Source organism: Clostridium tarantellae, from assembly GCF_009295725.1.
Lineage (GTDB): Bacteria > Bacillota > Clostridia > Clostridiales > Clostridiaceae > Sarcina > Sarcina tarantellae.
Genome location: NZ_WHJC01000422.1, coordinates 1 through 2,187, shown reverse-complemented (window position 1 = coordinate 2,187; position 2,187 = coordinate 1). Strand labels below are relative to the sequence as shown.

The 2,187-nt window shown below is 25.3% G+C and carries 2 protein-coding genes; both read left to right on the top strand.

Annotated features, from left to right (window positions below; all coding sequences use genetic code 11):
* Positions 1-164: 164 nt before the first annotated feature.
* On the top strand, positions 165-398 hold the full coding sequence (locus GBZ86_RS15205) for a TIGR04540 family protein (protein WP_152892055.1): 234 nt from the start codon (positions 165-167) through the stop codon (positions 396-398).
* A 258-nt stretch (positions 399-656) separates the two neighbouring features.
* On the top strand, positions 657-2,187 hold a 1,531-nt coding region (locus GBZ86_RS15200), incomplete at its 3' end, for a ClC family H(+)/Cl(-) exchange transporter (protein ID WP_152892053.1).

The window sequence follows — 2,187 nt, the reverse complement described above, 5'->3', positions numbered from 1 at the left end:
ACTAAGTTTTATATTTTTTGTAAAATATTTAAAGGAAAAAATATAATAAGTAAATTAATAATTTTTAGTAGATTTAAATAAAAATATTTATTATAATATATTAAAATAGAAATACATAAAAATGATAAAATATTTAGTTTTGTGAACATAAAGGAGCAAAAAATATGAGAGCAGTATATAGAAATCCAAAAGAATTAGCTACTAAAATTAAGGATGTAGTTGATGCATATCAAGAAAATTTAATTTCATATGAAAAATTAGAGCAAACAGTTTTAAAAATGATAGAAGTTAATGAAGATAGAGTATATAAAAACGGACATATGCCAGTTAAGTTATCTAATGTTTTAGGTGAGGAAAGAGTTGAAATTATTGATAAAATAGCAAAAAGTATAAAATAATTATAAAAGGGGATTATTACAATTTTTAATTTGTAATAATCCCTTTTGTAATATTTTATATTTTAAAATAAAAATTATATACAAAATAAATAAAAAATATTTTTTTTAGAAAGATTGTAAAAAATCTATATATTAATGTTTACATATTATTTTTTAGACTATGATGAGTAAAAATGAAAGAATAACTTATTTGTGAATAATACTTTATAGGGTATATAATAAAATGTATGTATTTTACGAGAAAAGGATGGTGACTGTATGAAAAATGTCAATACTAACAATCTTTTAGAAAGTAGGGCAAATCTTAGAATAAAGTTAATAATTCAAGGGGCAGTGGTTGGACTATTTACGGGTTTAGTTATAGTTTTAAATAGAATAGCTATAAGTAAATTTTCCAAAGTTTTTAAGGAGTTATATATTTCATCAAAAGATAGTTGGATGAAAATTTTAGGGGTTTTTTGTCTATTAGCAATAATGGGATTATTAACAGGACTTATGGTAAAGAAGGATAATATGATTTCAGGAAGTGGTATTCCACAGGTAAAAGGGATATTACTAAATAAATTAAAGATGAATTGGTTTAGAATTTTAATATATAAATTTGTAGGTGGAGTTTTAGCTCTAACAGCAGGATTATCTGTAGGAAGAGAAGGTCCATCGGTACAAATTGGAGCATCTATAGGTGAAGGTTATAGTAAACTTTCTAAGAGAGATGAGATAAAAAAAGATTTTTTAATTACAGCAGGAGCATCAGCAGGATTAACAGCAGCATTTAATTCACCTTTATCAGGTGTTATTTTTGCGTTAGAGGAAGTACATAGGAGTTTTTCTACATTAGTATTAATAACAGCTATGTCTTCAGCTTTAGTAGCAGATTTCATAACTAAAAACTTTTTAGGAATGGATCCAGTATTAGATTTTTCAAGCATAACAGTATTACCATTAAAATATTATTGGGCTTTATTAATTTTAGGTATTATAGTAGGATGTTCAGGTGTATTATTTTCAAAAGGAATTTTAGTTTTTCAAAATATATATGGTAAGTTTAAAAAATTGTCTATAGAGTATAAAGTTATGATACCTTTTTTAGTGACTGGTATTGTAGGTTTTCTAGCTCCTAAGCTTTTAGGTGGAGGACATGATGTTATAATGTCTTTATCCAACAGTGGATTATCAATTAAAGTTTTATTAATTATTTTTATATTGAAATTTTTACTTATATTAATTTGCTTTGGTTCTGGTGTGCCAGGAGGAATATTCTTGCCATTATTATTATTAGGGGCTTTATTAGGAGATATATTTGGACTAGCTATATGCAATATTTCAGGTATTCCAACTATATTTATTATAAACTTTATAATATTAGCCATGGCAGGACATTTTGCATCTATAGTAAAAGCACCTATAACAGGAATAGTATTAATATTAGAAATGACAGGATCATTTGATCATATATTATCAATTGCTATAGTAGTTTTAGTATCTTATGTTACATCAGATATATTAAGAAGTGAACCTATCTATGAATCTTTACTTGAAAGATTATTACATAAAGTTGGTATAAAATCTTGCAATGGAAATACTAATAAAAAGTTATTAGAAATAGGTGTTGAAATTGGAAGTCATGTAGAAGGAAAACTTTTAAAAAATCTTGATTGGCCAAAGGAGTGTTTATTAGTAGCTATAAAAAGAGGAGATCAAGAGATTATTCCAAGGGGAGATATAAGAATATTAGCAGGAGATTATTTAGTTGCCCTTGTAAATGATAATAATGCAGACATATTATTAG

Coding starts and splice junctions, on each gene's coding strand:
- GBZ86_RS15205 (WP_152892055.1), top strand. CDS start 165: ATGAGAGCAGTATATAGAAATCCAAAAGAATTAGCTACTAAAATTAAG.